Source organism: Microbulbifer maximicatervae (SeqCode), assembly GCF_052467695.1.
Genome location: NZ_CP174320.1, coordinates 3533608 through 3559486, shown reverse-complemented (window position 1 = coordinate 3559486; position 25879 = coordinate 3533608). Strand labels below are relative to the sequence as shown.

At 43.5% G+C, this 25879-nt stretch carries 27 protein-coding genes and 1 pseudogene; 4 read left to right on the top strand and 24 right to left on the bottom strand.

Features of this window, described 5'->3' with window-relative positions:
* Positions 1-36 precede the first annotated feature (36 nt).
* Together ACJJI8_RS15740 and ACJJI8_RS15735 are read right to left on the bottom strand one after the other, a co-directional pair.
* Complete coding sequence (locus ACJJI8_RS15740; protein WP_444932945.1) at positions 37-690, bottom strand: hypothetical protein; 654 nt, start codon at positions 688-690, stop codon at positions 37-39.
* 814 nt (positions 691-1504) lie between these two features.
* Positions 1505-1885, bottom strand: a complete 381-nt coding sequence (locus tag ACJJI8_RS15735; protein ID WP_444905565.1) for a hypothetical protein — start codon at positions 1883-1885, stop codon at positions 1505-1507.
* 159 nt (positions 1886-2044) lie between these two features.
* Here ACJJI8_RS15735 and ACJJI8_RS15730 point away from each other — a divergent pair, with 159 nt between their 5' ends.
* Both ACJJI8_RS15730 and ACJJI8_RS15725 read left to right on the top strand, forming a co-directional pair.
* A complete protein-coding gene (locus ACJJI8_RS15730; protein WP_444932661.1) occupies positions 2045-2995 on the top strand; it encodes an IS5 family transposase in 951 nt (316 codons plus the stop codon).
* 600 nt (positions 2996-3595) lie between these two features.
* Complete coding sequence (locus ACJJI8_RS15725) at positions 3596-4537, top strand: IS110 family RNA-guided transposase (RefSeq protein WP_444905566.1); 942 nt, start codon at positions 3596-3598, stop codon at positions 4535-4537.
* A gap of 28 nt (positions 4538-4565) precedes the next feature.
* On the opposite strand, the gene ACJJI8_RS15720 is transcribed toward ACJJI8_RS15725, so the two are convergent.
* The 6 genes from ACJJI8_RS15720 to ACJJI8_RS15695 all read right to left on the bottom strand — a co-directional run bounded on the left by ACJJI8_RS15720 (position 4566) and on the right by ACJJI8_RS15695 (position 7262).
* Positions 4566-4913: a hypothetical protein gene (locus ACJJI8_RS15720; protein WP_444932944.1), complete on the bottom strand. Its 348-nt coding sequence runs from the start codon at positions 4911-4913 to the stop codon at positions 4566-4568.
* A gap of 111 nt (positions 4914-5024) precedes the next feature.
* A complete protein-coding gene (locus ACJJI8_RS15715; protein ID WP_444913281.1) occupies positions 5025-5294 on the bottom strand; it encodes a hypothetical protein in 270 nt (89 codons plus the stop codon).
* Positions 5295-5409: 115 nt separating this feature from the next.
* On the bottom strand, positions 5410-5784 hold the full coding sequence (locus tag ACJJI8_RS15710; protein WP_444913296.1) for a hypothetical protein: 375 nt from the start codon (positions 5782-5784) through the stop codon (positions 5410-5412).
* A 90-nt stretch (positions 5785-5874) separates the two neighbouring features.
* On the bottom strand, positions 5875-6174 hold the full coding sequence (locus tag ACJJI8_RS15705; protein WP_444932943.1) for a hypothetical protein: 300 nt from the start codon (positions 6172-6174) through the stop codon (positions 5875-5877).
* Between the two features lie 130 nt (positions 6175-6304).
* On the bottom strand, positions 6305-6628 hold the full coding sequence (locus tag ACJJI8_RS15700) for a hypothetical protein (protein ID WP_444932942.1): 324 nt from the start codon (positions 6626-6628) through the stop codon (positions 6305-6307).
* Between the two features lie 100 nt (positions 6629-6728).
* Positions 6729-7262 carry a GNAT family N-acetyltransferase gene (locus tag ACJJI8_RS15695; protein WP_444905569.1) on the bottom strand — a complete coding sequence of 178 codons (534 nt, stop codon included), beginning with the start codon at positions 7260-7262 and terminating at the stop codon, positions 6729-6731.
* Positions 7263-8283: 1021 nt separating this feature from the next.
* On the opposite strand from ACJJI8_RS15695, the gene ACJJI8_RS15690 reads away from it, so the two are divergent.
* Positions 8284-9318 (top strand): IS481 family transposase, encoded by a 1035-nt coding sequence (locus ACJJI8_RS15690; RefSeq protein WP_444932638.1) that lies wholly within the window; start codon positions 8284-8286, stop codon positions 9316-9318.
* A gap of 283 nt (positions 9319-9601) precedes the next feature.
* Here the strand turns inward: ACJJI8_RS15690 and ACJJI8_RS15685 are convergent, their stop codons facing one another.
* The 6 genes from ACJJI8_RS15685 to ACJJI8_RS15660 all read right to left on the bottom strand — a co-directional run bounded on the left by ACJJI8_RS15685 (position 9602) and on the right by ACJJI8_RS15660 (position 15168).
* The gene (locus ACJJI8_RS15685; protein WP_444932941.1) at positions 9602-10489 is read right to left on the bottom strand and encodes an IS3 family transposase; all 888 of its coding nucleotides are present in this window, start codon (positions 10487-10489) and stop codon (positions 9602-9604) included.
* Positions 10441-10794: a transposase gene (locus ACJJI8_RS15680; protein ID WP_413662312.1), complete on the bottom strand. Its 354-nt coding sequence runs from the start codon at positions 10792-10794 to the stop codon at positions 10441-10443. Before ACJJI8_RS15680 ends, ACJJI8_RS15685 begins: the two co-directional genes overlap by 49 nt.
* A 93-nt stretch (positions 10795-10887) precedes the next feature.
* The gene (locus tag ACJJI8_RS15675; RefSeq protein ID WP_444932940.1) at positions 10888-12012 is read right to left on the bottom strand and encodes a hypothetical protein; all 1125 of its coding nucleotides are present in this window, start codon (positions 12010-12012) and stop codon (positions 10888-10890) included.
* 109 nt (positions 12013-12121) lie between these two features.
* Positions 12122-12607, bottom strand: a complete 486-nt coding sequence (locus ACJJI8_RS15670) for a hypothetical protein (RefSeq protein WP_444932939.1) — start codon at positions 12605-12607, stop codon at positions 12122-12124.
* 176 nt (positions 12608-12783) lie between these two features.
* Positions 12784-14340 carry a transposase gene (locus tag ACJJI8_RS15665; protein WP_444932938.1) on the bottom strand — a complete coding sequence of 519 codons (1557 nt, stop codon included), beginning with the start codon at positions 14338-14340 and terminating at the stop codon, positions 12784-12786.
* A 168-nt stretch (positions 14341-14508) separates the two neighbouring features.
* Positions 14509-15168: a hypothetical protein gene (locus tag ACJJI8_RS15660; RefSeq protein WP_444932937.1), complete on the bottom strand. Its 660-nt coding sequence runs from the start codon at positions 15166-15168 to the stop codon at positions 14509-14511.
* Between the two features lie 656 nt (positions 15169-15824).
* Between ACJJI8_RS15660 and ltrA (ACJJI8_RS15655) the strand changes: the two genes are divergently transcribed.
* Positions 15825-17096: a group II intron reverse transcriptase/maturase gene (ltrA, locus tag ACJJI8_RS15655; RefSeq protein WP_444932936.1), complete on the top strand. Its 1272-nt coding sequence runs from the start codon at positions 15825-15827 to the stop codon at positions 17094-17096.
* Between the two features lie 72 nt (positions 17097-17168).
* On the opposite strand, the gene ACJJI8_RS15650 is transcribed toward ltrA (ACJJI8_RS15655), so the two are convergent.
* The 10 genes and pseudogenes from ACJJI8_RS15650 to ACJJI8_RS15605 form a co-directional block, all read right to left on the bottom strand.
* A complete protein-coding gene (locus ACJJI8_RS15650) occupies positions 17169-17564 on the bottom strand; it encodes a hypothetical protein (protein WP_444932935.1) in 396 nt (131 codons plus the stop codon).
* Between the two features lie 41 nt (positions 17565-17605).
* Entirely contained in the window at positions 17606-18898 is a 1293-nt protein-coding gene (gene ltrA / locus ACJJI8_RS15645) for a group II intron reverse transcriptase/maturase (protein ID WP_444935172.1), read from the bottom strand.
* 591 nt (positions 18899-19489) lie between these two features.
* Complete coding sequence (locus tag ACJJI8_RS15640; RefSeq protein WP_444932934.1) at positions 19490-19921, bottom strand: hypothetical protein; 432 nt, start codon at positions 19919-19921, stop codon at positions 19490-19492.
* A 158-nt stretch (positions 19922-20079) separates the two neighbouring features.
* Positions 20080-21635 (bottom strand): annotated as a pseudogene (locus tag ACJJI8_RS15635) (IS1182 family transposase).
* Between the two features lie 32 nt (positions 21636-21667).
* Positions 21668-21868, bottom strand: coding sequence for a hypothetical protein (locus ACJJI8_RS15630; RefSeq protein ID WP_444932933.1), 201 nt, complete (start codon positions 21866-21868; stop codon positions 21668-21670).
* 282 nt (positions 21869-22150) lie between these two features.
* A complete protein-coding gene (locus ACJJI8_RS15625; RefSeq protein ID WP_444932932.1) occupies positions 22151-23038 on the bottom strand; it encodes an IS3 family transposase in 888 nt (295 codons plus the stop codon).
* Complete coding sequence (locus ACJJI8_RS15620) at positions 22990-23343, bottom strand: transposase (protein WP_413662302.1); 354 nt, start codon at positions 23341-23343, stop codon at positions 22990-22992. The genes ACJJI8_RS15625 and ACJJI8_RS15620 overlap by 49 nt, the downstream gene beginning before the upstream one ends.
* Positions 23344-23895: 552 nt before the next feature.
* Positions 23896-24426, bottom strand: coding sequence for a hypothetical protein (locus ACJJI8_RS15615; protein ID WP_444932931.1), 531 nt, complete (start codon positions 24424-24426; stop codon positions 23896-23898).
* 490 nt (positions 24427-24916) lie between these two features.
* The gene (locus ACJJI8_RS15610; RefSeq protein ID WP_444932930.1) at positions 24917-25471 is read right to left on the bottom strand and encodes a hypothetical protein; all 555 of its coding nucleotides are present in this window, start codon (positions 25469-25471) and stop codon (positions 24917-24919) included.
* Between the two features lie 111 nt (positions 25472-25582).
* Positions 25583-25843, bottom strand: a complete 261-nt coding sequence (locus ACJJI8_RS15605; RefSeq protein WP_444932929.1) for a hypothetical protein — start codon at positions 25841-25843, stop codon at positions 25583-25585.
* Positions 25844-25879 lie beyond the last annotated feature (36 nt).

Below are 25879 nucleotides of genomic sequence, written 5' to 3'. Positions count from 1 at the left end.
CCGCCGATATTATGGGCACCTTACATGATTACCTTGTTAGACATCGGGATCAGCTATTGTAATGAACGGCTTAATATCCCTAGCAGGTCCATTTGGTGCAACAACAGGGCGGTAACTAGTAAACTCTGACAAAATATAGGAAATATCTAAAGTAGAATTGTCATCTAGCTCCAGGTTAATAATTAGTTTTTGAAGTTTATTAATTTTAAGACCAACCACACAGTTATAAACTTTTCCAATTGCATCCTCTGAACGTTCGATTACGTCGCAAGAGCCTCTATTAGCATTTAAAATCGAAACTCTTACTGGAGCAATATTAAAGTTCCCTATCTTAGAGTAGGTTCTAAACCGAAAATATATATTTTGCTCCTCACTCGCGGAAACTTTATTACCACTCAAAGGGATAATAGGCAAGCCCATAGGGCCCACTGAAAGCTCTTTATGACTCAAAAGTAATGGGTAGATAACAAGAAAACCATCATCGATAGGCACCGAGTAAAGAGGCGGCTTGTAAATCCCAGAACAGTGCTCGCCCAAAATACCTAATACAGCTTGGTCTTCTTCACACCAATCGTAAACATAGGTTCTCTGGTACTTTGGAGAAGGCTCAATTTCAAAGTTTTTAGTCTTACTAAGGGTTGAACAACCGGTACAAACTAAAAATACAAAAAATGCTGAAAATAGTTTCAATGCCTAACTTCCTTATAAATGCCGTAGTGGTAGGACAGCCGGTTACCCGACAGCCCCCACGCAGATCCGGACGTGCGGAATTACCGTATCCGGCTCCTCCGTTATATTATTTACCGCGCAGCTAAATCCTATCAAAGCTATTCACTCTACCCATCTTCGCCTTTTCACCCAATGACTGAAGTGCATAAACTTAGATTCAACTGAATGTAATGCTTGCACTTTTGTTTTCATACAATATCCAGTCCTACATGTCCGGTGTATGTATCGACTGCAAGCTCAATATAACTGCCAGCCCCTTCGCCCTGTAGACGGCTTTCCCGCCCTCCGACTACTATGAGCTGGTCCGACTCCCAAGACACCATCGTTCGGCTCGCTTATTCAGCTACACCGCCCTACCCATTCCTTTGGGAGTTACCTTGGGTCTCACAAGTTCTCATTACATCTCTGTACGCATGCCACGACTTAAGAACTCCGCTAGGTCTCCACAATCTTGCCATTCAGGTAGCGAAAACAAATTCACTCCTGAGTTGATTGCTTTGTTTGGACTTCGACCACGTTACAAGCCTCGTCACCTAGAATTTGCATTTCGAAGCGATACCAGCACTTCAGGAGCGCGCACTCCCTATGGCCTACATATTTCTCTGTCTACGCTTCACGTTGATTGTTCGCTCGTGCATCCTGCCTCTCAAATACCCCTAATTTAAAGCTCCGCACAACGCGCAAGACTCGATACTGGTGAGTGGCTAACTCATACCAGGCTGGGACTTTCACCCAGCAAGATGCAACAAGCTTCGCTTGTCGCACTAACGCCAAGCTAAGCGGCGCCGCTTGCGGCGTCCTTGCTTGAGCTTTTTGTTAAGTATTTTTGCCCAAAATAAATTGTTAATAACATTGATACCACTCCCCAAATAGGCCAATTCCAGGTGAAGAAATTACGCCAATGTGGTGCTGGAGACAAGACAATCCAAGCGAGAGATAAAACTATTAGGGGTATTGACTGGATCAGAACATTATTTTCCTTAGATAAAGCCAACACAACGCTACCCCCAATAAAGCCATTAATTAGCGCCAATACTCCATAAGTTAATCCGGGGTATTTATCGATCTGGAGTTCGAAAGCAATAAAAGAAAGCAAACCTTGTGCAACATACCATGTAGCTATTCCACACCAGATATAAAGAAATTGTTTTTTCATATAGTGATACTTAACGAGGGTGTAGAAAAACTCAGCCCTCTTTTCGTATTGTGCTTCTACGTGAAAAATAGCCTACTCATCAGTGAAAGCTAGGGAACCTCTGAATAATTCTGAGTCAATTTGGTAATATTCACCTACCCATCAAGACTACGATGAATCATGCACCAAGTCACCTTTGCCGAAGCAGAATATAAGCTAAAGCGCCGTATAACTCGGCGAGAGAAGTTTCTTTCTCAAATGGAAATCCTCATCCCATGGCAGCGACTAGAAGCTCAGATCACTCCTTGTTACCCACAAGGCAAACGTGGCCGACAGCCATATCCATTGAGTGTCATGCTTCGTATTCATTGCATGCAGCTATTTTACAATCTCAGTGATCCCGCTATGGAAGATGCACTGTATGAAATTGAATCCATGCGTAGTTTTGCTGGATTGACTTTGAGTAGCCCAATTCCCGATGAAACAACGATTCTTAACTTTCGCCACTTACTGGAGCTCAATCAGCTAGGTGCAGCTCTTTTTGATGAAATCAACAAACATCTTGCTGAGAATGGCATGGTACTGCGTGAAGGCACGATTGTAGATGCCACTATTATCTCTGCGCCAACTTCAACTAAGAATGAAAAGAAAGAACGTGATCCGGAAATGCATCAAACAAAGAAAGGCAATCAATGGCATTTTGGGATGAAAATGCATATCGGGGTTGATGATGTGCTCGGAGTAATACATAGCATAGATACAACAGCAGCGAATTCGCATGATGTCACAACCACAGAGCGAGTTCTCCACGGGGAGGAGAAAAGAATCTGGGGAGACTCTGGGTACATTGGTGCGGAGAAACGTGAAGAGTTGAAAGAGCGGGAGGCGGATTGGTATATAGCAATGAAGCCGAGCAAGCTAAAAACTCTTCCAGGGCGTGATGCACTCCGTAAAGCGGAAAAGATCAAGGCGCAGATAAGAGCGAAGGTCGAGCACCCCTTCCGCTACATCAAACAGGTATTTGGTTATGACAAGGTCCGCTATCGGGGACTGGTAAAAAATACTGAGAGGCTGTGCTTACTGGCAGGCTTTACCAACTTATTAATAGGGAGAAAATACTTGGCTACCTAGGGGGGGCGCCTGAAATCCGCCTATTGAGGATTTCAGATGAAAAATTAGGGGACTATTACGCGAAAATTACGCGTTTGAGCGTAATAAAGTGAATTTTTCAAGCAGTGTAGCTTAATTCTAGAAAAATGCTTCGTTGATCAGAGGGTCCCTAGATCAGAATTCACGTAGAATCACCATTTATGGTTAATATTTGATCACATCTAAGACAGCAAAGACATAAATTAGTTTTTCTACAGCCTGAACGCCGCCAGCAGGGGCAGCTTACCTTGTGCGCGTTTTGCGCAAAAATGCAAGCGCAGCGACCAGCGCAAAACGTGCACAAGGTAAGCTGTCCCGCGGAGGGCCGCAGGCCCGGAGCCATGCTGCCTGGCCTTCTATGATTGCTCTTGTCTGATTCTGATGTTGAAAATCCTTTTCGTTAACGGGTAAATTGAGACCCACCTTCGGCGGCCACCGAAGGCCTTGTTTATCACAGTTCGCTGCCTGGCCGGTTCGTAAAAGACCGATAACAAGTATGAACGTGATAAGCACTCACTAGGCATAACTCGGATAGTCATGTGGGCCTCGAGCCCGAATAGCAAGGCGGAGATAGCTTATCTTATGGAACCTCAAGAGATCAATGTCGGTATCGATACCAGCAGTAAACAACTCGATATTTATGTGAGACCTACTGGCCAGTTTTTTAGTGTTGCCAATGATAAAAGTGGCATTAAGGATGCCATTAAACAACTTCAACCCCTTAAACCTCTAAGAGTATTAATAGAGTCTACGGGAAGACTCGAGTTAGAGTTTGTTTGCGCCGCCGACAAAGCAGGATTACCTATTGTTGTTTGCAATCCTTCTCAGATAAGAAGCTTCGCTAAATCCGCAGGGCGCCTCGCCAAAACCGACAAGCTAGATGCAATGGATATTGCACATTTTGGTGAGGCCATGAAGCCAAGGCTGTCGGTACTAAAGCCAGAAAAGCTTAGGGAGATCAGTGACTTACTGGCGGTAAGAAGTCAGTGTTTGGAGATGAGCACAATGCAAAAGAATCGGCTTCAGAGAATGCCGAAATCAGTTCACAAACCTATACAGACCATTCTAAACACCATCAAAAAAGAGCTACAAGGTATCGACAAGCAACTGGATAAACTGGTTAACAGTGTGTCTGAGTGGCGGCAAAGGCGCGACCTATTGTTGAGTGCTAAAGGGGTCGGAAATGTATTGGCTTATACGTTGATGAGTGAACTTCCCGAGCTAGGAAAATTGAACCGTAAAGAAATCGCTGCACTTGTCGGTATCGCCCCGATGAACCGTGATAGCGGCAGCTTCCAGGGAAAGAGATATATTCGGGGTGGAAGGCATCGTGTACGTACGGTTCTGTTTGTTTCCATTATGTCTGCCATACAACATCATCCCAAATTAGAGCCGATGTATAAGCGATTAGTCGACGCTGGCAAACCTAAAAAGGTCGCTCTGATTGCTTGCATGAGAAAGCAGATTACGATTCTGAATACGATGGTGAAAAATAACACCTACTGGGATGAAAGTATGGCTTAAAAACTTGACGAGTAACCATAGTCACTTGTTATGTGGGTCTCTGGTATTTCTTGCCTACGAAGTAACAAACTATCATTGATACGAGCATGGATGAAACACACCAGGCAAAAACCCTACTGTAGTACTCAAGGCCACTAAAGAGCAAAAAACCATTAGGCACGAGTGCTATGAACATGCCAACCGGCATTGGAGCAAGTAAGACGGTCGAAAGTGGAACAAAAAGCAACAGTTTTATTGCCATATTCCACTGCACGCTTCTGATTTTCTTTGCATAAAAGTAGAGAGCGATTATCAATGGTGTGGACAACAACAACCAAAATGGAATACGCACAAGTAATTGCCAAGCTTGATCAATCATTTTTATCGCGATGTCCATATGCTCTATTTCCTGCTCACATAACGCCGTGCTAAACGGCGCGCGCTTTTTGCGCGTCCAATGGAGGCCGCTTTCGGCCGGAACGGTGTTTGAGCACCTTGTTATAGGCCTTCAGTCTGCAGCCCTACCTACAATTTTAAGCTGTATACCACTAGCTATTTCTATGATTGAAGAAAGACTTACTTGAAACCAATACTCATCTCCAGCTTGGTCATAAAAGCTAAAGCAGAACTCCTGTTCATCTGCATCAAAGCCACCACGAAAAGAATCTGAGTGAAACATATCATCGGATTCGATTTCAGACCACTGGGAGATTGAATACGATTTGGCTTTAATTTGCTTACAGATTTTTACGAATTCTTGGGATATAGGTACTTCCATTACTCGAACCCTGCTGCTCTATAACGCCGGTAGCAACGGCGGCTGAAGCGTAGCGTAAGACGTCCAGCCAGCGCGCTTTTTGCGCTGGCGATGTTGCCTACCCTTGTTAAGTGTTTTACTCCGTAGCCCATTGCCCTAAGTCCTCTACTGGATTTGGCAAACGACCAACAAGCCACTCAGCACATGTACCAGGCTTAAATTCTGGGTTATGGCACTCTATTACCCAAGATAGAAACTCATCAGGGCCACCATTCATATAAGGTGGTGGAGACACCGGGTGAAAGGATGTTGGCAGACGCTCATTGACTGACATGTAGTTCAAAACATGACCAAGCTCCTGGACGGTGTGCCACGCAAATTGATGGTGAATATCAATATCGAATTTCACCCACCAGCAGCCATCTACTTCTGAACCTTTTCCGATGGCACCACGTATCGCTGGAACTTTCTCAAGATACTCAATTAATTTTGTAAATGCTCTATCGTCCATAATGACACTTAACGCCGGCCACACAAGCGAGCGCTTTCAGCGAGTCCAGCCAAATGCGTTTTTTGCATTTGGCGATTGTGCTGGCCCTTGTTAACTGCGGTCATCTTCGAAAGCTTCCGCGTTGAGGGAATATGCAAGTTCAGAGCATATTGACATAGGAACCCCGCTGGTCAGTAGAACACCATTCTCCAGGCTTATATTGCCAACTTTATCCCCGCCTTCTAGATAGAAAGCTATGCCTTCACCAGAGAAAAGAACCTCCTCATTGGTAAAAGGGTTAGTTCCTTTCTTATCAGGAGCTTGCTCGAGGGCTTGATGACTGGAGATTATGCCACTCCATTTAGCAAGCTGTATATCACCATCGCTTTTGATGATTTTGCCGAAGTCCATTTTATCTCCTGGAAAGTTAACGCCCGCAGCACACGCGAGCGTAGCGAGTCGAGGCCGATAGGCCGGTGTGGCTGCGTTTGTTAAATTCCTGCTCATACATCAACGCATTGACCAGTGTATGTCATGAAATTCATACAAAAACAAAGAAATGCGATTTTGTATTTTTGTCTATCCTTACGGTGAAATAAGTCATGACATTTCCGCTAATAGACTTATAGTAACTGTTAGATCCATCACTCACCACTTTCGGTGTGTATGAATCCAGAACGCTATTATCTAGTCCGCCATATATTCTTCCCGTTGATCGGTTGACATGAAACTCTTTTCCAATCGCGTCTGTATAAAAATCTTGAGTTAAAGGACCCGCGTTAAAATCCTTGACGGTACACCAAAAGGAACTCCCATAGGCACTAATGCTCATGCTTATAGCAGCAAGAATAGTGATGTATTTCATTCGTGGCTTATCTCCGAGTGGAATTTAACGCTCACCACAAAGGCGAGCAACTTGTTGCGAGTCCAGCTCGCGTGTTTTGCGTGCGATTTGCTGGTGCTTGTTAGTTGTTTATCTGCAACAGCGATAAATTATTTTCCCAAATATAGAGCAAATCATTTACTTTTACATTACTGCCGGGCGGTAGCCATAAATTTGTTTCTTGGTGCTTTGCCCCCATTCGATGATAAAAATCGCGTGCATTTGAGTTATCTTCTAAAACCTCAAGGTATAATCCCTTATGGCTAAAGTTTTCATCAGCCCATTTAGCAATTAAATGCATTAGCTGTTTACCAATTCCTTTACCTTGATAAGCCCTTGAGACATGCAAGTTATCTATGAATGTTCCCCATCTAGCACTTTCATTACCAAAAGCACAAATAAAACCACAAATGTTATCACCATCAATGGCAACCAAAACGTATTGGTTACTCTTTGGTGAGGATAATCGATTTGCCCAAGAGTTTCTCCGCTCCACCCAAACATCATTATCAAGGAATTGATTAGGGAATATTCCCCGATATGACTCACGCCAACTTTCAGCATGTAAGTTAGCTAAAACCTCTAAGTCATTTATGTTGGCAACTCTGTATAGCATTTACTCGTAAGCTCCGATAACGCCCACAGCAGGGGCGGATTACCTTGTACGCGTTTTGCGCAAAACTGGGAGCGTAGCGACCTGCGCAAAAAGTGCACAAGGTAAGACGTCCCGCGGAGGCCCGAAGGGCCGTAGCATACTGCCTGTGTTTGTTATGTGTCTCACTCTTGGTATGCATCCAATGGAACCATAGTAAAGGGCTTTTCAAATGAAAATGGTTCTAGTGCATTCAAGTTCTTAGTATTAATGAAGACGATAAAGGTATCTATACTAGGCCCAGATGAATAGGGATACAAAATAGTGCCAACAGGTAATTGACCATTGCCTTTATCTGACTGAAGTACGAACGGAGCCTGGAGCTCCAAGCTGTTCGACTCCAAAATTCGATACTTTTCCCACTTCATACCTAAGAAGAAAGATGTCGATATCATCGAAACGAGGGCTATGAGGGAAAAAATTAATTTCATACTGGTTTACACATAACGCTTTTATAACCGGCCGCAGTGTAGGCGCGAAGCGCCGGAACAGAGGTCCAGCCCCAGCGGCTTTTTGCTGGGGCGATGGTTGATAAACTTGTTAGAAGTTTGCACGTCTCTGCTCCTTGTTCGGATTATGAGGGACGCAATAACTTACTGAAGATGCCGTAAACTGCTTGCCTAAATCGGATGTTAGCTTTGCAGAAATACTGCACTGCATCAACTGCTGCCCCCAAAAGCTATAAGATCGTTTTGGGTCAGTGGCAAAGGTGAACTCGATAGTAACGCTTTGAAGCCAACTAGTATTGCCACCCATGCGTTTTACCATTTCAGATAAGTACGCCCAATAGGTTTGAACGAACGGAGCCAAATTGGAATTATTACATTCGACTGCATCATGTGACGCTCGGAGGGACAATTTGTCTACTTCCATTTGCTGAGCTGTATTAGTTCAGACCAAATCTGACACATCCTCTTGAAAAAGAGGGGTTTACCGGTTTTGATGAAGGTGCCTAAACCTAAAAGCAAAACCAAGGATAAACCCCATGATCCATACTAATGATCGCATCATCAAACACAAGACCGGATTGCTAAATCTGGCAGAAGAACTCGGAAATATCTCCAAAGCATGTAAGATGCTGGGTGTATCGAGAGACACTTTCTATCGGTACAAGGAAGCCGTTTCAAGTGGTGGCGTGGACGCCCTTCTTGAGAAGAACCGGCGTGTACCCAACCACAAGAACCGTGTTGACACAGTCATTGAAGAGGCAGTGTTAACTTATGCCCTCCAAGAGCCTGCCCATGGGCAGGTTCGAGTTTCCAATGAACTGCGTAAACGCGGTGTATTTGTGTCCCCTAGTGGCGTTCGGAGTATCTGGTTACGGCATGACCTAGCTAACTTCAAATTGCGATTAAAGGCACTTGAGGCCAAGGTCGCTGAGGAGGGACTGATCCTCACGGAGTCACAGGTTCAGGCTTTGGAGAGAAAACGGCATGATGATGAAGCCTGTGGTGAAATTGATACTCAACACCCTGGTTATCTGGGCTCGCAGGATACCTTCTATGTAGGAACCTTTAAGGGCGTCGGACGTGTCTACCAACAAACCTATATCGATACCTATGCGAAGGTGGCTCATTGCAAGCTGTACACCACCAAAACGCCAATCACTGCGGCAGACCTCCTGAATGACCGTGTACTACCGTTTTATGCCTTACATGATCTACCGGTGCTGCGTATCCTAACTGATCGCGGTACAGAGTATTGTGGCAAATTGGAACAGCACGACTACCAGTTATATCTAAGTGTGAACGAAATAGAACACACCAAGACAAAAGCCAGACATCCACAAACTAACGGGATCTGTGAGCGCTTCCATAAAACTATTCTACAAGAGTTCTACCAACCTTCATTACGCCGCAAGATCTATGGATCAATAGAAGAGTTACAAAAGGATCTGGACGAGTGGCTCACATATTACAATAATGAGAGAACCCATCAGGGTAAGAAGTGTTGCGGTCGAACACCGTTAGCCACTCTTGAAGATGGAAAAAGCATCTGGAAGGAAAAGCTCGTAAACTGAATTTGACCTGACAGAGCACCTCCTGAAAAACCGGTAACTGTCAGATCAAGTCTGAACTACTACAGCTGAGCAATGGTTAAAAGCTGGCCTAGTGACCAATAACCTTCATAATCATTGTTGCGACTTGCTAAGCGTTTAGCAAAACCTCTCACGATGCTTTTGAATTCCTTTCGTCGCACTTTTACTCTCTTACTTCTAACGCCGCGATAATCGGCTGGGTGCGCGCAGCGCGGCCAGTCCGGGAAGCCTCCCCCCTTAAAGTAGACGCCACCTTATATTCATCTTATGCGGCCATTCTTTCATATTCATCTGGGCTTTTGAACCCAAGTGAACCATGTCTTCTTTTAAAGTTATAGTACCTATCAAGATACCAAGCTAAGTTAGCTCTTAGTTCCTCAACGGATTCAAAATTAAATCCTTTGAAACTCTCAGTTTTCAGTGTTTGAAAAAATGATTCTACATACACATTATCATTCATAAATCCTGGACGGTTCATGCTCGGCTCAATACCCAGTTCTTTGAGTCGACTTTGGTATGCATAAGCACCGTACTCAGAACCTCGGTAACTGTGAAATATTAGATCTGATTCTATATTTCTGCGACGAACAGCTTTATTTAGCGCTGACAGTGTTAGCTCAACAGTTCGAGTATCCGACAACTCCCAACCCAACACTTTCCGGGAGTAAAGATCAATAATCACAGCTAAATATTGCCATTGTCCATTGATCTTCAGATAGGTTACATCACCAGCCCATTGAGAGTCTGGTTTACTCGGCATACCATGCTCTCTTTGTAGGTTTTCAACCTTAATATAAGGATTTCCAGGCAAAGGGCGTCGACGATAGATCCTTCCAGCTTTCCCCACGATTCCAGCCTCTCTCATAAGGCGTTCAACGCGTTTGTGATTTATTCGTTCACCATTAGCTTTCAGCTCTGCGCTAATTCTTGGACTTCCATAATTACCATCATGCTGTGTATAGATAGCTTCGATACACCCTAGAATTCGCCTATTCTCTATGTCACGAGTGCTCTCATCTCGATTGAGCCACTTATAAAACCCTTGGGGTGAAACATTCAAGTATCTACATAAGTACCTGACACCAAAGTCTGATCGATTAAGAGCTATGAACGAGAATCTTTCAGCTTTGGATCTTTCAGGTACATTTCCCACTTTTTTAGGAAATCATTCTCCTTTTGCAATTTCTCGACCTGCTTTTTTAGACGTCTTATCTCTTTATCATCGGTTTGAGACCGATTTTTCGTTGTTTTTGTCATACTTATTCTACGACTGGGCTTCTCGACCAGCTTGCCTTCTCTACTTTCCTGTCGCCATCTATACACCATTACTGGATGCAAACCAATAATGTTGGCGATAGTAGTCGTATCTACTTTCAGTTGATTAGTGAGAGCTACCACTCTAACTTTGAATTCTGTTGAATATTCAACAACTCGCTCTTCACTCAGTATTTTCGGCATTTTTTCCTACCCTATTCAAAAGGTAGGCGTCTACTCAATGGGGGAAGGTTTCCGGTGGAGGCCCGTAGGGCCGTAACGAAATTCATCGCCTTGTTAGCTTCGAATTTTTGAGAGCGCATCAAGAACTTCTTTAGGCTTAGATATTACATTGCACTCATATTCGACATCGTATGAGAGACTATTGGTTCTCAGTAAATGGCGAAGATTTTTCTCTGTAAATAGATAGTCGCAATAAGGGACTGCAGCTTGCGCATGACGAAAGTCATAATAGTCATTAGCTTCAAATGTGCGCTTCTTATCAACCCTAACTGCGGCATGTACACCTGCACCTACCTTTAACGTAGGGAAGTTATCGCCTGCTTTTCCCAAGCGAAACAAGTTACATACTACATTCGTAAGAGTTTTGTCATCGCGCTGCTCAGCTCGCTCTTCATCAGTAAGGGATCTACCAGTTTCCTTTCGATACATGTATTCCATACCATCTTTTAGTGGTTCAGACATTTCTTGAACAGCTATATATATTTCATCAAGAAATACTTGTTTAAAACTCGAGAAAGATTCGCGTCGTTCTAAATTATCGGTATTTAGTAGATGAGAAAAATCTGACATTTTTGGAAGCTGCACAAGACTATCCAGACCAATCACATTGCATACCTCTGATAAGGATGAAAACCACATTTGATCAAAAAATGCTTTCTTGATTACCAAGCTTTCTTTCTCGTTAAAGCCAATACCCGAGGGGAACCCACACATGATGGGGTCGTTGATTTTTGTCCATACCAATACATCGGGGCTGTATAGCTCTCGCTCTTGCTTCGTATAACGGTAGTAGAAATACAGAATTTCAGCTTGAATCCTTTCGCTCTGAGAAGCAATGCATATACCTTTCGAGAATCGATCCATCAGTTCTATTGAAGAAGCAAGAGTCTGGTGATCATTCTGCTTTAGTATTTCATAGAAAATGTCCTCACTTATCGGACAAACTACCTCACCTGATTCACACAGCGAGTCTAGAATATGGTATGCGTCGTAGAGCGGCCCTTCTGTTTTCCTTCCAAGCAATACATCGCGAAAATATATCCAGTATTTTATATCTAGATAAATCTTGGTTTTCGATTGCAGGCTTTCCCCGAGTTCTATCCGGCGGCTACGTACGTATGTATCGAAACATATCTCCGGTGTAGATCGGTGGTACTCAAATGTATCTACAAATTCCATTTCTATCTCGAAGCTATAGGAAGCTAACGCCGCCAGCACGGGCCGTAGCCGCAAAGCGGCGAAGGTCCAGCAAATGCTTGCATTTGTGATCGTGCCTGGCCTTGTATGGTTACTTTATTGGAGCTGAGCTAATTAGTTGACCTTGAGAGACGAGAACCTTGATTTGACCATCAATAATTCCATAGGTAGTTTTATTAATTGAAATATCTTCAATTTTCATACCCATCATACTTGCAACAACCGTTGTTTTTTCTTCGATTGTTCCTTGGTTACTTTCTTTATTGATTGATATTGAAATTAACTCATCATGAATCTCAACATCTTGCATCATTTGCATACTCACCTTTGTAAGGTTCATATAATCATCATATGAAATTTCTTTCTCTCCCCGATTACTTGCAGGATCCATATCAATTATTATTTTAGTGTTTGGGTGCATGTATTTATCAATAGCCGAGAGATCATTATTTTGCATTGCTTTAGCAAACTCTTTGCTAATACCTTTGATCTTTTCTTCTGTTATTGTAATTTCGGCGAATAAAGTTGCCGAAATAAGCAGTAGGTTTAGAAGAAGTATAGTTTTAATTGGCCTCATAATTTTTCCTTATTTATTGAGTTTAAACATAACGAGACTGTAGAAAAACAGTTTTAGAAAAAGCTGTCACTCCACAGGCTCCTCTAATTTAAATTTCGAGCTAAATTTAGCTATACCACCAAATTTCTTTCATTGTATTAAATTTAGGCGTCTTGACGCCCTTAATTCATCCTCAATCAGTGAATACTGCCACATCTCATCAACTTTTCAATGTTATGTACCAAGCAGAACATCTGCCATTGTCCCTGAACCTTACTTTTTCCTCGTAGCGAGAAGCGATTTAATCGCTTGTTGGTACCAATGTTCCCAAACACAGGCTCAACAACAGACATTCGATGCCCATAAATGGTCTTGCCTTCGATACTATCAACCCGCTTTTTCATCCAGTCAGTGGCTGTCCGTCCGTTTGTCCAAGTTAGGGATACTTGCCTTCCATGTCCTTTTCGAGAGTCAGCAGAATCTGGGTTTCGCATGCACTGTTTTTTAAGGCTGCATTTCCTGCAGTCAGTGAGGCGCCCTTCGAACAATAGTTTTTTCTTACCTTCACTGACATGCTCTTCTTTTAACAAAAGCATGGATTTTCCTGCAGGACAAATACAGGTTTTCTTTTTCTTGTTGAATGTAAATTCACTAGCTGGGGTAGTCTTCTGGACATTAGCCCTACCTTTTTGATTGCGCTTGCCATACTTGGTTTTTTGCGTTGTAAAAGCTTTATCTCGTGAACGGAATTTATTATCAGGTATGTAGGCATTGATGCCGTTCTCTCGCAGGTAGTTGTAGTTAGCGTCGTTGGAGAATCCAGTATCAGCAGTAATGATGACCTGTTTGGCCAAGATGTCTTCATCTATTCCTATATTCTGATAATGGCAACTGATGCCATCAAGAATAGGTTTCAATGTATGATGCTCCTGACCCTCTCCAAAGGCCTGGGCCTCAACAACTATCTGATGCTTCCTATCAACTGCGGCAACACCGTTATAGCCCTGAATGGTTCCCTTGCTGGTAGTCATCTTAGCTGATTCATTGTCCGTGATATTACTTTTCACTTCTTTAGGTTTTTTACCTTGCCCCATCCTGGGGGAGTGATTTTTTAAGAACTGATCAATTTTATCAAAGTGTTTCTGCAGCGTATCCGCCGCTTTAGCTACCGCTTGCTTTCGCTCTTTTTCTTTAGGTTTCCTGCCATCCAGCCTCTTGTGCTCTTTGAGGCAATCTTTGATCTTCTTGCGAATTTTTTCCTGCTTCTGTTCTAGCTCTCTAAAAGTCCCCGAATGTTCTTTGCTGGCATTGGATGGCATCTTGCATCCATCTATTGCGAAAAGTTCGTTGCCAAGCAGCCCCTGCTGATCGCAGACCAGTAACACTTGCTCAAACACCGACTCAATCGCATCAGGATAACTGCTTACGAAATTTGCAATACTAGTAAAATGCGGAACGGTATCGCATGACAGTGCTTTGAAGAGGATATTATTCTCACATTGCCATTGAATTTCACGGCTTGAGGTAATGCCTTTTGAGTAAGCAAACAATGTGATTTTCAGGAGGATAGCTGGATCATAAGCGGTTCGCCCGCCGCTATCATTTTGATATTTTTTATGGAAGACAGAGAGGTCGATATGGTCATCAATCAAATGATGAAGTGTAAACTCAAAGGTTTCAGGTTGTAGTTGTTCTTCGAAATTGATGACGACCATTGCATCTTGGTTGTAATCGTAACGTTTGAAATTGGGCATATGGATAATCTCGACATCAAGACCTCCATTTTAACAAAAAAGCTACTTTTTAAGAGTTTTTCTACAGCCTGAACGCCTTGCTAAGGGGCAGCCGAAACGCAGTGTAGGCTGTCCCGCGGAGGCCACGCTTTTTGCGGCCGGAGTGTACTTGAGCAACTTGTTATGTTCTTAGTTAAAACCATACCTTTCTTCCATATGCCTCATTAGCGATCTCAGAGAGGAGTCAATAATTTCCATGCTTTGGCAGAGATAATTGTGAGATATATCTAGTTGACTCATTGAAGTGGTTATAGCTGCTCCATTATCTTCGATTTTCTTGATAGCACTAAATTTACTTTTATCAAGAGCATCCAAATTTCCATTTGCATGGGCTATACAATTTCTAAGCTTGATAATTTCTGAAAGTGAACTCATTGTACTTTCAGAAAATTTGAAATCATAACCAAGCACATGCTCCATATACTTGTTAAATTTTGAAGGTAGAGATTTAGCGTTTATATCCTTTAATCCCAGCGCCTTCTCTTCTTTCTCTTGAGCATATTTAAGAAGCTGCGTTACTGAGTTTTCGAATAAGGTGTAAATACTGACCAACAAGGGCATTCGAATGATACGTGGTATCTCCTCTTCAGCGATACGGTAGATATATGAATACTCTTCATATTCCTGCCCTTTAGCTTTGTCCTCTTCTAATGCAACGTAATTATCACAAGCAGCTTCTACACCAACCTCCATATGGGACAAGTATTCTTTCAGGACAATCAGCTCAACCTTGATTTGTATCCCAGGATAAGAGAAGTCAGTATTTAATATACCTTGTAAAGAAGCCATAACTCTCCTAGAACATAACGCTTAAAGCACCTGCGGCAAAACCAAAGCGAAGCGGCGGTTTTGACGTCGGGTGCCTTTACTTGGTACGCCCAGCATGGGCGTGAACTAATGGGGTGAAAGTCCCCTGTAGGAGGATCACCGTTTAATGGATTCCATTAAATGCTAACTACTAGCGAATGGCAACTGCAACACCGTGAGGTCTTGTGGGGAGGAAGCCGCTAGCAAAACTACGAGCTGACGGACAGAAACATCATATAAGGCTTAGCCTGGAGGCGAGGTGGCCAAGAACACCGAAGCCATGTGATCTAACGGGTAGAGTAAATGATGCTGTTGTGTAGTGAAAGTTCACGTTCTTATCTGGGGAGATCTGTTCAACCTGCTGCTGTAAAGCTGTCAGCGTGGCCGCTGACTCATAAGTAGGCCCAGCCCGCTAGCCACCATCGCGGGGGTAAACAAAATTGGTGGAACACAGCAGCGCCTCGGCCAGTAATGGCCAAGGTGATTGAACAGAAGTCAGCCGACGGCATAGTAGCCTAATGCCAAGATTAATACCTTGGATACGGTGAAGGCCTGAACCCAAAATCCACGAGTTAAAAGACAGGGCTAGCCTACCGATGTGTTGCCAGCCGGATATAAAATTGACGTAGCGCACTGCCATGACACTCAACTCAAATGAAAATCTGCTTGAAGCCATCCTCAGCAAAGAAAATCTTAATGCTGCATGGAAACACGTGCGAAGCAACAAAGGTGCCGCAGGCATTGACGGGATTACTGTCGATAATTTTGTGCAGCACTTCAAGGCAGTTGGCGACGACCTCATCGAGACTATTCGACAGGGTCATTACCAGCCGCTTCCCGTCAGGCGCGTCTACATTCGCAAGCCAGATGGGGGCCAGCGTGGGCTCGGGATACCTACGATCTTTGATCGTGTTATTCAGCAGGCTATCGCCCAAATCATCGGTCCCAGTTTCGATAAAACCTTTTCGGAGTTCAGCTATGGGTTCCGCCCAAAGCGATCGCAGCATCATGCGGTGAAAAAGCTGCGAAAGTATATCGAGGGAGGGAAACGAATAGCAGTGGATGTCGATTTATCTAAATTCTTCGACCGGGTAAATCATGATTTCCTCATGAGTTTACTTGGCCAAAGAATCAGCGATAAGCGCTTACTCAAACTGATCGCAAGCTACATGCGTACAGGAAGTGTAGAAGATGGATGCTGGAAAGCCTGTCATGAGGGGGTGCCACAAGGTGGCCCTTTATCGCCGCTGCTGTCCAATATTGTACTCGACCTGCTCGACAAAGAGCTGGAAAAACGCCAACACCTTTTTGTCCGCTATGCGGATGATTTTGTGATTGTAGTTTCCTCTAAACGCGCGGGTGAACGGGTTATGGCGAGTATTAAGCGCTTTGTTGAGCGCAAGCTTAAGCTCAAAGTTAACGATACTAAAAGCCAAGTGGTTCCTGTCAGCCGTTGTAAGTTCCTAGGCTTCTCTTTTCGGGGGGCAAAGCTTGTCTGGCATGATAAGTCACTGCGCCAATTTAAATACTGCGTCCGCCAGATTACAGGGCGATCTCGTGGTATTTCGATGGAGAAGAAAATGAAAGAGCTTACCGTATTCCTCCGTGGCTGGATTAATTATTTTGGTATAGCACAAGGCTATCAAAAATGTATAGATCTAGACTGCTGGATACGTCGGCGATTAAGAATGAGCTATTGGAAGAATTGGCGCAGAGTGAGAACGAAAGTTCGAAATTTACTGCGTATGGGTGTGAGTGAGTCGCTGGCAGTTACCTGCGGCTCGTCCGGTAAAAGTTACTGGCGAAGCGCAAAAACTGAGGGTATTCATATTGCGCTCAATAATGGGTTCTTCGAAGAGATGGGGTTGATTTCATTGCGAGATCGTTGGGTAGAGATTCATTACGGATAGGGAACCGCCCATTGCGGACCCGCACGATGGGTGGTGTGGGGGCCGGTAGCTAGAAACTACCGGCTACCCGATTTAACTATCCCCCTCGATCCGGTCTATCACTTCAAGTCGTGCACTTTTTGGACAGTAAATCGTGAGGGTTTCTGAGTGAGGGTTTATTGTTCCCCAGTCTCTATCAATCCGCCACTCTGGCATATCATCTGAATTTTCACTTGAAGGGCTTACCGCAAATGACCAGTGGCCTGAGTAGAACACATGAACAAAGATACCTTGAACTTCGCTTGGGACAGTTATTTCAAGAGTACAAACATAACCACCTTCACATAGTTTGGGGTGAGAAGTTACGTTGAACTCATTTTGACTACAATCTATTCCTTTGCAGCAAACCATTCGATCACTTGCCCCCCAAAACACGGCCTTATTGCCGCTAGATTTGGTATCAGTAGATTCTTTCTTTTTGAAAAACATTCCAGATTCGCTAATACAGTTAATCGGGATAGGGAGGCACCTCACGATGCCCCTCCTCCCACACCACCAGGCATACGGGTCACGTACCATGGCGGTTCAATTCTATTCCCCTTCCTATCTGCCAATTCCTGCAGCCCCAAGTTCCTAAAGTATCTATTTGGCAATGCTCTGTAAAGGGCAGGACTTTTGCTTAGCCTCCATGGTCCATGCGCTGATTTGGCCGTGTTCCACGCTAAAAAACGATCAACGCCCAGCCTTCTTAATCTGCGGTAACCACTACGTCCCCATTGCTTCCATAAATAACATCGCAACTTCCGCCTTATCCACTTGTCCAGATCTTTCAGAGGGCTCAGTACTTCACTGATGTCAAAGTACGCTTTCCAACCAAGCAGGGCCTTCTTTAACTCTTCTATGATCTGAGTAAACTTACGGCCTCGTGTTCGGCGGGTGATCATTCTGATCTTTGCCTTCAATTTATTAATCGATGATTCTGATACCTTTATCCGGGCATCCTTCTTCAGCAATCTAAATCCTAGAAAGCTCCGCTTCCAGAAGTGATCCTCTGCACTCTTCTCAGTATTTACTGTGAGCTTCAGCTTACATTTGATGAAGTGCGTAAGGCTTACTTTTATCCGCGCTGCAGACCGATGACTTCCCACCAGTATTTGAAAATCATCGGCATATCGTACAAAACTGAGTTGCCGCTTGTGCAGCTCCCAGTCCAGTTCATTAAGCACAATATTCGCTAGAAGCGGAGATAACGGCCCACCTTGCGGTACGCCTTTTGTTGTAGCTATTACCTTGCCATCGACTACCGTTGGCGCTTTTAGGTATCGGTTTATCAACCCCAGCACATCAGCCGGTATTCCGCTTTGCTTCAGTGTTAGCATGAGTTTGTCATGATTCACTTCATCAAAGAAGGATTTCAAGTCCATATCGATCGTCCAGCGCTTTCCTTGCCGGACAAAGTTTTGGACCTGTCTAATCACCTGGTGTGCCGATCGATTTGGTCTAAAACCAAAACTAAGAGCATGAAACTTCGGCTCCCATTGCTCACTGAGTATCTGTGCGATAGCTTGTTGGATCAACCTATCTTGCACAGTGGGTATACCCAATGGACGCAGGCCTCCATTGCCTTTTGGTATAAAGACGCGTTTCACCGGTTGAGGACGATAGCTACTACTTAGCACCTTTTGTCGGGTAGCAATCCAAGTCTGCTTAAGATGTTCCGGCAACTGTTTTACCGTCATACCATCGAGGCCTGGTGCACCCTGGTTACGAGAGACTTGTTGTAATGCTCGAAACAGATTATTCCTATCTAGAATTCGCTGCATTAAAAGAGATGAGAAATTGGACAATGTATGATTAAGTTTCCAGTTTGATGTTCACCCAGAAAAAAATTTTTTTTCTCTGGTAACTAAGTTACTTGTCAGATGCAGTCATCAAGCTCTGCGTTAATAATACTGTCCAGAATTGTTCAGGCCTTCAGTAACACGAAATCTACCTACTATGCCTTCTGCTGACTTCTATAGGCCGGTCAAAACCAATCTCTCAGTTTTCAGTTATTCCATTAACAACCCATAGACCTCCCAGGGTAAGACATTTAACTTTCTTCACGTAGATGCTGGATTTATAAAACGCAGGCCAGTTGTGGATGGAGAGCTTTATGGTCACGTGCCCACTGGCTCCACCTGCGTCACACCTCATATCCAGTTCTTGTTCATCACCCCGTGAATTTGCGTTGGGCTTCCTCCAGCCAATACCTCGCGATATTGACCTTGCCCTTTCGCTAACCTTCGGCTCCACGAATACCTGGTAAGAGGACTTCCACCTCTCTAGTTAAATGCCATGCCTGGCACACACGCCTCAATAACCGGAGCAGCTTAGCTGCTTCCGGCGCAGAATGCGCGTAGTTGATTGTCTTGTTATAAGGCTGTGATTTTGCACAAAGCATCCTTAATAGCTTGATCAATATTGGCCGTTGCCTTGTAGCCCTGTTCATTAAGGTTAATTTCATCGCTAACCCAAATAAAATGGTTGAACGGTTCTGAACCCCATTCAACAGACAGATACATTTTCTCACAAGCCCTACCTAAATCCTTCAATGAGATGTCATTTGAAGCAAGAAGGTCTAACATTCGCCTAGCTATTATTTTGCAATCATTAACATTTATTGGATAAACAACCAAATCTAGCTGATCCTGAAATTCAAGAGATGAACCAGTTGATATATCAATCATCCAATCGGGGAAGTCATCATGGTCAGCTATATATCTATCAGCTAACCCGACTAGTTCGTGCTCCGAAATTAAACCGATTTTTTCTTCGATAAGCCAAGATCTGGCTGTAGATCTCATTCCCTAAGCCTTATAACGAGGGTGTAGAAAAACAGATTGACCAAAACCCCTATCCAATCAATCATCGCCCATCTAAAATTCTAGAGATTTCTTCTGAAGAACTAGAATTATATCACTACATAGAATTTTGGCTTCTTAAGTCCATATTACACCCTCAATCAGTGGATATTGCCATATCTCATCAACTTTTCAATGTTATGTACTAAGCAAAACATCTGCCATTGGCCTTGAACCTTGCTCTTCCCTCGCAAGGAGAACCGATTCAACCCTTTATTGGTACCAATGTTCCCAAACACAGGCTCAACAACCGACATACGGTGCGCATAAATGGTTTTACCTTTTATGCTATCAATTCGCTTTTTCATCCAATCGGTAGCAGTACGCCCGTTTGTCCAAGTTAGTGATACCTGCCGACCATGTCCCTTTCTCGTATCTGCTGAATCTGGGCTTCGCATGCATTGATGTTTCAGGTCACAATTTCTGCAATCCGTTAAACGCCCCTCAAAAAAGAGCTTTCTTTTACCCTCGCTAACATATTCCTCTCTTTGAAGAGACATCTCTTTACCCGCTGGGCAAATGCAGGTTTTCTTTCTTTTATTAAAGGTAAAATCTTTGGCCGGTATTATCTGGGGAACTCCAACCTTTTTTCCTTGATTACGTTTACCATATTTCTCTTTTTGCTCAGAGAAGCTGCTATCTCTTGACCTGAATTTATTGTCAGGAATGTAGGCATTGATTCCATTATCTCTCAAGTACTTATAATTAGACTCATTTGAAAACCCAGTATCAGCAGTGATAATGACATCTTTGTCTAAGATATCTTCATCAATCTCGGTATTTTTATAGCGTGTACTAATACCATTCAAAATAGGCTTCAAGGTATGGTGCTCTTGCCCCTCACCAAAAGCTTGTGCTTCAACGACTATTTGATGTTTCTTATCCACTGCCGCAATACCGGTATAACCTTGAATAGTCCCCTTGCTAGTAGTCATCTTCGCTGATTCATTATCTGTGATATTGCTCTTTACTTCTTTCGGTCTTTTGCCTTGCCCCATCCTTGGGGATGACTCTTTAGGAACTGATCAATTTTTTCAAAGTGCTTTCGTAATGTGTCAGCAGCCTTAGCAACAGCCTGTTTTCGCTCCCTTTCTTGAGGTTTTCTTCCATCAAGCCTTTTGTGTTCACTGAGACAGGATTTGATCTTCTTACGAATTTTCTCCCGCTTCTTTTTAAGCTCTTTAAAAGTGCCAGAATGCGCTTTGCTAGCATTTGATGACATTTTACAGCCATCTATCGCAAAGAGCTCATTGCCAAGAAGCCCCTGTTCACTACACACCATCAAGACCTGTTCAAATACAGACTCAATTGCATCAGGATAGCTACTAACGAAGTTCGCGATACTGGTGAAGTGTGGAGTGCTATCACATGAGAGCGCCTTAAAAATGATGCTGTGTTCACACTGCCACTGAATCTCACGGCTAGAGGTGATGCCTTTGGAGTAAGCAAATAAAACGATCTTCAGAATAATCGCGGGATCATAAGCTGAGCGGCCACCACCATCATTTTGATACTTATCATTAAAGGCAGATAGATCTATGTGATCATTGATCAGATGGTGGAGAGTAAACTCAAAAGTTTGAGGCTGTAACTGCTCTTCGAAGTTAATTACAACCATGGCATCTTGGTTGTAATCATAGTGCTTAAAGTTGGGCATGTTGAGGATCTCAATAACGAGATCCCATTTTATCAAAAAATACTATCTTTTAAGAGTTTTTCTACAGCCTGAACGTTGCCAGCAAGGGCAGCCGAAGCGAAGCGTAGGCTGTCCAGCCCAGCCACCGGCTGGGCGATCTTGCCTGGCAAGGTTATAACTGAACGACCTACTTGCTCTCTGCCAGCCACCTTTGGCTGGCCACTGCCCGATAAATTTACTGGGAAAAATACCATACTTTCCCCAACGGTTAACTAACTGACTGGCACTCCACAATGCTGCAGTTAATTTGCATAACTTGTTGGCTTTAAACGAAGGCACTTGAACGGAACTGCGGTGCCAACTTGCAGGAAAACTCTCTGGAAAAATGTGATCAGGAAGAGATTGGTGCTTGCAGCAACCTCAAACTACCTAAAAAATGACCGCCACAATAACGCCTTGCGAATGGGCGAGCGGCGCGTAGCAGAGCGAGTCCAGGAAGCCTCCCCCCTTAAAGTAGACGCCACCTTATATTCATCTTATGCGGCCATTCTTTCATATTCATCTCGGCTTTTGAACCCAAGTGAACCATGTCTTCTTTTAACGTTATAGTACCTATCAAGATACCAAGCTAAGTTGGTTCTTAGCTCCTCAACGGACTCAAAATTAAATCCTTTAAAACTCTCAGTTTTCAGTGTTTGAAAAAATGATTCTACATACACATTATCATTCACAAACCCTGGACGATTCATGCTCGGCTCAATACCCAATTCTGTGAGTCGGTTTTGGTATGCATAAGCACCGTACTCAGAACCTCGGTCGCTGTGAAATATTAGATCTGATTCTATATTTCTGCGACGGACAGCTTTATTTAGCGCTGACAGTGTTAGCTCAACGGTTCGAGTATCCGACAGCTCCCAACCCAACACTTTCCGGGGGTAAAGATCAATAATCACAGCTAAATATTGCCATTGCCCATTGATCTTCAGATAGGTTACATCACCAGCCCATTGAGAGTCTGGTTTACTCAGCATACCATGCTCTCTTTGTATATTTTCAAACTTAATGCAAGGATTTCCAGGCAAAGGGCGCCGACGATAGATCCTTCCAGCTTTCCCCACGATTCCAGCCTCTCTCATAAGGCGCTCAACGCGCTTGTGATTTATTCGTTCACCATTAGCTTTCAGCTCTGCGCTAATTCTTGGACTTCCATAATTACCATCATGCTGTGTATAGATAGCTTCGATACGCCTTAGAATTCGCCTATTCTCTATGTCACGAGTGCTCTCATCTCGATTGAGCCATTTATAAAACCCTTGGGGTGAAACATTCAAGTATCTACATAAGTACCTGACACCAAAGTCTGATCGATTAAGAGCTATGAATGAGAATCTTTCGGCTTTGGATCTTTCAGGTACATTTCCCACTTTTTTAGGAAATCATTCTCCTTTTGCAATTTCTCGACTTTCTTTTTTAGACGTCTTATCTCTTTATCATCGGTTTGAGACCGATTTTTCGTTGCTTTTGTCATACTTATTCTACGACTGGGCTTCTCGACCAGCTTGCCTTCTCTACTTTCCTGTCGCCATCTATACACCATTACTGGATGCAAACCAATAATGTTGGCGATAGTAGTCGTATCTACTTTCAGTTGATTAGTGAGAGCTACCACTCTAACTTTGAACTCTGTTGAATATTCAACAACCCGCTCTTCACTCAGTATTTTCGGCATTTTTTCCTATCCTATTTAAAAGATAGGCGTCTACTCAATGGGGGAAGGTTTCGTAAGCTGTCGGGCGCCGAAGGCGCGTAGTTAATTGATTTGTTAGTTGCTTAACTTCCAAGTGCCTCATAGGAGACCCAGGCTAGAACTATAACTAAGCACCCAAAAGCAAACCAGTGATAGTTTTTGGCTGCCTGTAGGTCAACCGCAACCATCGGGACGTATAAGAATTTAAGAATACCGCTAGATATAACAATCAACACAGAGGCAAAGACTGGCCACCAGGTTTTAGCGAGGAGAGACCATAGCAAGACTACGGGAACACCAAAAGTTACCAGTAAGCTCTCAAGTGCTGTACCAGCGTAGTGCTGCTTAGAGTAACCACCACAATTTGGACAAATGGCGGGGTGCAACGCGCTGGAATTGAATTTATCCCAATTCGAAATCACCTTTTTATTACAGTGTGGGCATTTATGTTTCATTATCTTCATTAAGAGCAACTAACGCCGCCAACAGAAGCCCGCGCTTGCGCGGGTCCTGTTGCTTGACCTGGTTAGAAGGCTACTTACGCTGCTGGAGTACAATTTTTTGTTCCTTGTCTTGTGCTTTTACCAGATAAGTATTTGTACCCCATCCTCCGGCCTGTAAATAGTCTTGTACTTTAAGATCGAAAGAAACTCTTTCTCCCCTATACGCTTGATCTTCCTTCACGCCTACAACAGGAGTCAAAATAACTTCCCCAGTATTTCCTTTGAAGCTTTCAGGATTACCAAGCCAGCGCTCACTAAGGAATACTGATTTTATATAAGGTTTCCACATTGGTTTGTTTTTGATAGTTCCTCTCAATCTGTACTCGATAACAGCCTTGGAATTAAATAAGTACAAGTTGGAGTATATTTCTTTGGTTTCTAATACGTCGATTACTAGGTCGTCTTGGTAGCCCCACCACCCAATTTTATACGTTATGGGTACATCAGATTTTGGTTCAGGTATTTTAGGTTCTAGCGCTTTAATCAGGAACCAGTATGTGGCAGTAAGTAGTGCTGCCACTACGCACGCTATAACGATCGTGATTTTGAGTTTTCTCGACATTCTCAAAGCCTTCTAACGACTACAACAGGGACGACTGGAGCGTAGCGTAGGCCGTCCCGCGAAGGGTCAAAGACCCGCAGCAACCTGCTTGTATTTGTTATGTTTTGCACTTAGTTAAACCTTTGGGTAAGACCAACAACAATCATAATGGATAACAAACCAAAGCCAATTAGCCTGAGAGAAGTTTTAATACCGCTATTAGCCATAGCCTCCATTGTATCATCTGCTTTATATATTCGATCAACTCCACTGGTTTTTTCATAGACCATCTCAAGACCGACAGCCAGTATGATAATTAGGACAACGTATAAAAATGTAATCAATCAGCCCCCGAAATCCAAGTAAGTTAAGAGCGTGAATCTAGAAACTTTCTTAATCATAACGCCGCTATGTGGGGCTTTTGTTGTGTAGTTGAGTTTTGGGGTACAGTGGCGAAGCCACCCCAAAACGGAGCGTAGCAACAAAAGTCCCTACGATTGCATTGTTATATTTATGATACTTCACACTCTAAAAACCCAATACCAGTAAACCCCTTGCCAACCAATGAAGCGATTAGCCCTTGACTAAAAAGGACAGTCCAGGGACAACCTTCTACTAGAAATAGCGGCGGCAAATCTTTCACCGACGATCGCTTAATTACTGGCTCCATACATGTAGGGCCACCCTGTCCATCGAGGAATTCCGATTTATCGTAATTTAAGCAATCGACATTTTTTGTTGGTATTGCCAAACTGTAGCCGTCAATTCTAGCACCACTTTTGTAGTACAAAGGTATATCGATTAAACGCACACAAGCGGACGCATGAGTCTCCAAATGCTTTGCAAGCCGATTTGAGCAAATATGCCAACTCAATGGGTTACCTACGTAGTCACATGGTTTTCCTTCGACAAATATTTTTACATTTTCTGGTATGCAATCTTTTTTAAATACACCTTCGGCAATCTCAAGATAATTTAAATCTCCTAAAAAATGCTCAACGAGATACATTGAACAACTTCCGTTGTCAGCAAAGACTAATATTCCAACACTTGGCACTTTGGTCATAAATAAATATAACGTTGCCAACAGGGGCAGCCGGAGCGTTTGCGTGCGAAGCGCGCTGCGTAGGCTGTCCAGCCTAGCCCCACAGGGGCTGGGCGAGCCTGCTTGGCCTGGTTATGTGGTTGGAGGTATATCAGAATGCTCGCCATTTTTAATTACCGCACGCATGAAATCAACTAAGTGCACTAATACCAAAGCTATTAAAACGCCTATGAATTCAGCACCAAGAGGTATTATCTCATCTTTCCCAAGTAAGAAGCGAATCAATCCTACAAGAACTATTGAGGCACACAATGTAAAAATAAGCTTAAGTAAGTGTCTGATAAAAATTTTACCGCAACCACCTGTTTTAAACCCATCAATGACATCAATCATATTTCCTACTCATTGACACTGGTCTTGCCCACAAAA